Annotated in this window: 7 protein-coding genes; 5 read left to right on the top strand and 2 right to left on the bottom strand. The window is 55.1% G+C overall.

All coding sequences use genetic code 11. The features are described 5' to 3' along the window. The 4 genes from AB4043_RS13985 to AB4043_RS13970 form a co-directional block, all read left to right on the top strand. Positions 1 to 209 (top strand): enoyl-CoA hydratase-related protein (locus AB4043_RS13985; RefSeq protein ID WP_442307314.1); only part of this gene is annotated, 209 nt, incomplete at its 5' end. A gap of 87 nt (positions 210 to 296) precedes the next feature. Continuing rightward, positions 297 to 1,190, top strand: coding sequence for a methylisocitrate lyase (gene prpB / locus AB4043_RS13980; RefSeq protein ID WP_442300759.1), 894 nt, complete (start codon positions 297 to 299; stop codon positions 1,188 to 1,190). Between the two features lie 27 nt (positions 1,191 to 1,217). Then, the gene (gene prpC, locus AB4043_RS13975; RefSeq protein WP_442300760.1) at positions 1,218 to 2,384 is read left to right on the top strand and encodes a bifunctional 2-methylcitrate synthase/citrate synthase; all 1,167 of its coding nucleotides are present in this window, start codon (positions 1,218 to 1,220) and stop codon (positions 2,382 to 2,384) included. Positions 2,385 to 2,418: 34 nt separating this feature from the next. Then, positions 2,419 to 3,867 (top strand): bifunctional 2-methylcitrate dehydratase/aconitate hydratase, encoded by a 1,449-nt coding sequence (locus tag AB4043_RS13970; RefSeq protein ID WP_442300761.1) that lies wholly within the window; start codon positions 2,419 to 2,421, stop codon positions 3,865 to 3,867. 70 nt (positions 3,868 to 3,937) lie between these two features. Here AB4043_RS13970 and AB4043_RS13965 read toward each other — a convergent pair whose 3' ends face one another. Beyond that, complete coding sequence (locus AB4043_RS13965) at positions 3,938 to 4,582, bottom strand: HD domain-containing protein (protein WP_442300762.1); 645 nt, start codon at positions 4,580 to 4,582, stop codon at positions 3,938 to 3,940. A gap of 345 nt (positions 4,583 to 4,927) precedes the next feature. Between AB4043_RS13965 and AB4043_RS13960 the strand changes: the two genes are divergently transcribed. Continuing rightward, the gene (locus AB4043_RS13960) at positions 4,928 to 5,797 is read left to right on the top strand and encodes a glycoside hydrolase family 172 protein (protein WP_442307313.1); all 870 of its coding nucleotides are present in this window, start codon (positions 4,928 to 4,930) and stop codon (positions 5,795 to 5,797) included. A 41-nt stretch (positions 5,798 to 5,838) separates the two neighbouring features. Here the strand turns inward: AB4043_RS13960 and AB4043_RS13955 are convergent. Next, the coding region (locus tag AB4043_RS13955; protein WP_442307312.1) for a phosphatase PAP2 family protein at positions 5,839 to 6,261 on the bottom strand (423 nt) is incomplete at its 5' end.

Genomic DNA, 6,261 nt, shown 5'->3' with positions numbered 1-6,261 from the left:
CTTTAAAGACTGCGGACACGATTGCCGCGATGTCGATGCCCGCAACCATGATGATGAAGGAAGCGGTCAACCGATCGTTCGAGGTCTGTCTTGCTGAAGGGATACGTTTTGAGCGCCGCGCATTTCATTCCACCTTTGCCACTCAGGACAAGGTCGAAGGCATGAGTGCCTTCGTCGAAAAACGAACGCCCAACTTCTCAAATAGTTAGGATGCGCCAGATGTTGAAGAAAATCCATTGACGCTCCACGGCGATCAACTTAGCGTTTAGACGGAGAGAAGTGAGGCGAATCGGACGATGGAATCACCGGGGCTGAAGTTTAGGACTGCCGTAAGAGAAGAGAAACCTCTGCAGATCGCTGGCGCGATTACAGCCTATGCTGCACGCCTGGCGGAATCTGCCGGCTTCCGTGCCTTGTATCTCTCGGGTGGAGGAGTCGCGGCGAACTCGCTCGGTCTTCCAGATCTAGGGATCAGCACGATGGAAGATGTTCTGATTGATGCTCGCCGTATTACGGACGCTTCTACACTTCCACTGCTGGTTGACATCGATACCGGCTGGGGTGGCGCCTTCAATATCGCGCGTACCATCCGCTCGATGATTAAGGCGGGAGTCGCTGCGGTTCACATGGAAGACCAGGTAGGCGCGAAGCGATGCGGACACCGGCCGGGCAAAGAGCTGGTCAGCCAGGAAGAGATGGTCGATCGCATCAAAGCGGCGTGCGATGCTCGCACCGACGAGAATTTCGTATTGATGGCGAGAACCGATGCGCTGGCGAGCGAGGGGCTCACCGCAGCCCTTGACCGCTGTGCAGCCTATATCGCGGCTGGCGCGGACATGATCTTTGCCGAGGCCGTGACCGATTTAGAGACGTATCCAAAGTTTGCTGAGCTTGGCGTTCCAATTCTGGCGAACATCACCGAGTTCGGGCAGACTCCGCTCTTCACGCTGGAAGAACTTGGTAACGCGAAAGTCGACATGGTTCTCTATTGTTGCGCTGCCTACCGTGCCATGAACGCCGCGGCATTGAAGGTGTACCAGACCATCCGGCAGGAAGGCACGCAACAGAGTGTGGTTCCGCTGATGCAGAGCCGCGCTGACCTTTATCAATATCTCGGTTATCACGCCTACGAAGACAAGTTGGATGAGCTGTTTTCCAAATCGAAGACAGATCCGGCTCCCAAACGGTAGCCGCATTTCAAATGCATGGAGCAACGTATGTCCGAAGCAACGGTACCTGGCTCAAATCCGGCCTTCAAGCCCAAGAAATCGGTTGCGCTCTCCGGCACTCCTGCCGGAAATACTGAACTATGCACCGTCGGCCGCTCCGGCAACGACCTGCACTACCGCGGTTACGACATCCTCGAATTTGCAGATACAGCTGAATTCGAAGAGATCGCTTATCTCCTGGTGCATGGAACTCTTCCAAACGCTGCTGAACTGAGCGCCTACAAACGAAAGCTTCAGGCACTGCGCGGGTTGCCTTCAGAGGTCAAGGCAGCGCTGGAGTTATTGCCGGCGGCAGCACACCCGATGGATGTCCTCCGGAGTGGCGTATCAGCCCTGGGATGCGCGTTGCCGGAAAAGGACGATCATAACCTCGCCGGAGCGCGAGACATCGCCGACCGTTTGATGGCATCGCTCGGATCGATGCTCCTCTATTGGTATCACTTTCGAATCCACGGCAGAAGGATCGAAGTCGAGACGGACGACGAGTCGATCGCGGCCCATTTTCTTCATCTGATGAACGGGAAGACGGCGTCTCCAGAGTGGATTCGCGCAATGGATACCAGCCTGATTCTTTACGCCGAGCATGAGTTCAATGCATCCACGTTTACAGCGCGTGTGATCGCAGGAACTGGTTCCGATCTCTTTTCGTGCATTACTGGCGCGATCGGTGCTCTCCGGGGCCCGAAACACGGGGGGGCGAACGAGGTCGCATTGGATATCCAGAAGCAATACTCCTCCGCGGATCATGCTGAAGAAGACATCCGGCGGCGACTTGAGGCCAAAGAGGTCATCATCGGATTTGGACATCCCGTTTACACCGTGTCCGACCCGCGCAACAAGGTGATTAAAGAGGTTGCGCGACGACTCTCTGAGGATGCCAAGGATATGAGGATCTTTGAGATCGCGGAGCGTCTGGAGAGCGTGATGTGGGAGACCAAGAAGATGTTCCCGAATCTGGATTGGTTCAGCGCGGTAAGTTACCACATGATGCAGATCCCGACTTCTTTGTTTACACCTCTGTTTGTGATTGCCCGCACCTCGGGCTGGAGCGCACATGTGATCGAGCAACGCATAGACGGAAAGATTATCCGGCCCTCTGCCAATTACACCGGTCCTGAACCGCGCCCATTTATTCCTCTCGCGGATCGAAAATAGAGACAACGCAACCTAGTTGGAGATTGAGAGAGACATGTCCGCCGGATTCTTAAGCACACAACAGGAGTATGACCAGGTAATCGTGGATATCGTCGATTACGTGTACAACTACGTGATCGAGAGTGATCTCGCATACGCGACCGCCCGGTGGTGTCTTATGGATACGCTTGGTTGTGGCCTCGAAGCGCTCGAATATCCCGCCTGCACTAAGCTTCTRGGGCCGATTATTCCAGGGACGATTGTTCCGCACGGCGCAAAGGTTCCAGGAACACAGTTTCAATTAGACCCCATACAGGCCGCCTTCAACATCGGAGCGATGATTCGATGGTTGGACTTCAATGACACGTGGCTGGCTGCTGAATGGGGACATCCATCGGACAACCTCGGCGCCATCCTGGCAGTCGCGGATTGGATCTCCCGTACGGCAGTCGCTCAAGGTAAGCCTGCTCTCTCGATGAGAGATGTCCTGACGGCGATGATCAAGGCACATGAGATTCAGGGGTGTCTTGCCCTCGAGAATTCCTTCAATCGAGTTGGGCTCGATCACGTGATTCTGGTGAAGGTCGCCTCAACCGCCGTGGTGAGTTACATGTTGGGGCTGTCACGGGGAGAGGCTCTTGCCGCCGTTTCGCTCGCCTGGGTCGATGGGCAAAGTCTTCGCACATACAGGCACTTCCCCAATACAGGCTCGCGTAAGAGCTGGGCAGCGGGAGATGCAACCAGCCGGGCTGTACGTTTGGCCTTGATGGCATCTACCGGCGAGATGGGATATCCAAGCGCACTTACGGCGAAGACCTGGGGTTTCTACGATGTCTCGTTCAAAGGGCAACCATTCCGTTTCCAGCGTCCGTATGGCTCGTATGTAATGGAGAACGTCCTTTTCAAGATCAGCTTCCCGGCTGAGTTCCATTCACAGACCGCCGTAGAAGCAGCGATGACGCTGCATAGAAAGCTGAGCGAGATCGGCAAAGACGCCTCAGCGATTCGAAGGATTACCATCCGCACCCACGAAGCCTGCCTTCGCATCATCGATAAGAAGGGGCCGTTGAAGAATCCGGCGGATCGCGATCACTGTATTCAATATATGGTGGCGGTTCCACTTCTCTTTGGACGGCTTCTTGCTTCGGACTACGAAGACGAGGTAGCCAACGATCCGCGCATCGATGTCTTGCGAGAGAAGATCGAGATGGTGGAAGAGCCGCGGTTTACCGCGGACTACCATGCCCCCGACAAGCGCTCCATCGCGAATGCCTTAACGCTCGAGCTAACGGATGGAACCATTCTCCAGGAGACGGTAGAGTTCCCAATTGGACATCGTCTTCGCCGCGAAGAAGGAGTTCCGCTGCTCGAAGCAAAGTTTCGTACGAACCTTGCACGCCGTTTCCCGCCAAAGCAGCAAGACAGAATCCTGGCGGCGTCGATGGACCAGTCGCTCCTGGAAGCCATGCCTGTCCATGCCTACGTCGATATGTATGTGATCTAGCTTGCGCTGGCAGCGAAGATCAACGGACAGGTAGCGAAAGCGACATCGTCGCCCCGGCGTTTCCCCTGTGCTATTCGGAATCAGGGAAGGGAGATGCTGCGATCACGTCGCAAGCATTAGGAGCTTTATAACCAGGTAAGAGTCGCTCACAGATGCTGGCATTTACAGTGCCATAAGTCGTGCCGGGTTTGTGTTCAAAGCCGGCGAAGTATTCCTGGATGAAGCGCTCCTTGAAGTGTCGGCGGGGGTATCTGGCCACGATCTTCTCGCGCAACTCTGACGGAAACTGATCGAAGCCCTTCCCAAGCACATCGAGGCCGACTCCCGAATAGAGTAGAGCTACTTCAGGACGCATGTACTGGGTGATGCCCGGCGTGGTGTGCAGAGCAATGGCTTCCCAGGCAAGTTGTACCTGTTCTTCAGGGACACTATGTGCAGTGAGGAATTGTCGGGCCGCGTTTGCGCCATCCACTTCGAAGCGTTCGTCTGGGCTTGAGAACCTCTTGATGAGACCAAAATCGTGAAATGCGGCCGCGATGTAGAGGAGTTCAGAATCAAAGTGAAGCTTTCGTTGACGGCCTTGCTCAGCCGCGAACAAGTAAACACGAATGGAATGATTGAACAGCAGATCGGTGGAATGCTCGCGTAGCAGATCAGTGGCCTCTTTCGCCAACGAGGAATCAGGAATCACGAGGGCGGAGGATAGATTGGACATCGGTGTATCCCTTCCAGATTGAGTCTAGGAGCCTTGCTGGAGCGTTGCCATGACAAAACTGCAGCAATTTCTGACATTCCTGGCACTTTAGGCTGCCTTGAAGCGGCACCCTGAACCGCACATTGAGGAAGTGATATCCTCCACGTCGCTAAGAAATATCGCAGATGGGATGTGTCGGAGGGGTCGCTGAGTCATGAAGTCCACAATCGTGTTTGTACTGTCCCTGGTTATGTCGTCCTGTTTTGTCCACGGCCAAGGTCTCGAGGGATTTCCCGACCCCACGGTGCAGCAGACCTACACTATGCATCGCTCCTCGAGCCGTGAGGCTACCGGAGCGAATGCGTCTTGCGCATGTACTGGGACGGAGAGACCACACCGAGTGTAGAGACGCCAATTGGAGACTTTTTCGGTTTGGGTAATGGGCAATACTACTTCTGGTCGTCGCCGGTTTTGTCTGTCGGAACGGATCGCTCTCTCAATAGCTACTTTCCAATGCCGTATGCCAAACATGCTCGCGTCACCGTAACCAATGAAGGCAAGCAGTCGGTCAGCAATCTGTATTGGAATATTGACTATCGGCAGGAGCTAAAACCCCTACCTGCCGGTACATTGTATTTTCATGCGCAGTACCGGCAAGCACAGCCGAATCATGGCTGGGTCTCCGACTGGTACGACAACGGTGATCCACGCGTGAACTACCGTCGCAACCTCGAGGGCAAAGATAACTACGTATGGTTCGAAGCCAAGGGGCATGGGCAGTTCATCGGCGTAACGATGTCTGTGCTGCAAAATCAGGATGGCTGGTGGGGGGAAGGGAACGACCGGTTTGAAGTCGACGATGGCCCTACGATTGTCGGAACGGGATCAGAAGACTACTTCCTGGGAGCGTGGGATTTTGGTTCTCCTCAGAGCTTCCTGCTGCACGGCTCACCGGTCGTGGGTCCAGAGCTCGCCGGATCACGGTCTAGCGTCTATCGTTTCCATCTTGATTCGCCAATCCCTTTTGCCAAGTCGATGAAGGCGAGCATTGAACACGGCCACGCCAATGCTCGTTCCGACAACTTCTATTCCGTTGCGTATTGGTATCAAGCTGAGCCTCACGCGCCTTTTCCTACGCTGCCTGAGATGAGTGAACGAATCCCCGCATTACAGGCCGTGGGCGGCCCCGGCAATGCCAAGCAGCCCCGTCAGGAAGGTGACCCGCAGCCGAGGTGACTGTTATCTGATCTGTGACCGCGCCGTGTCTTAGCCGTTGGCTAAAGAGGCGGCTGGCTGCCATGACGTCGATAAATCGGGAAGTGATGATGGGCACGTACGACATAGTGGCCGATCATCCATCCGGCTATTGAGCCAAGGAGTACATCCGTGGGGAAGTGTTTTTCGGCAAGTACACGTGTGAGAGAGGTGGCCGTTGCTCCGGAATAGATCGCGACTTGCTTCCACGGTGACGGATATTCAGCGGCGATCACCGCGGCGGCGGACCATGCCGTAATGGAGTGGCCAGAGATGAAAGAGGAGTTCGTCCCCGAGGAGAGTTGGTAGAAGTTGCCGGCATAGTTATCAACATTATTAGGACGTTCGCGAAAAGACGCCAGTTTGACGATCTGCTGAAAAATCTGAGCATCCGCTTCCGCCTCGCCGGAGAGCAGGCCTGTTTCTCGAAGGTGGTCGTTATGAGT

Source organism: Terriglobus sp. YAF25, from assembly GCF_052113305.1.
Classification (GTDB): domain Bacteria; phylum Acidobacteriota; class Terriglobia; order Terriglobales; family Acidobacteriaceae; genus Terriglobus.
Note: the sequence above shows the minus strand (reverse complement) of the source record. Positions and strands in the feature narration are given on the sequence as shown.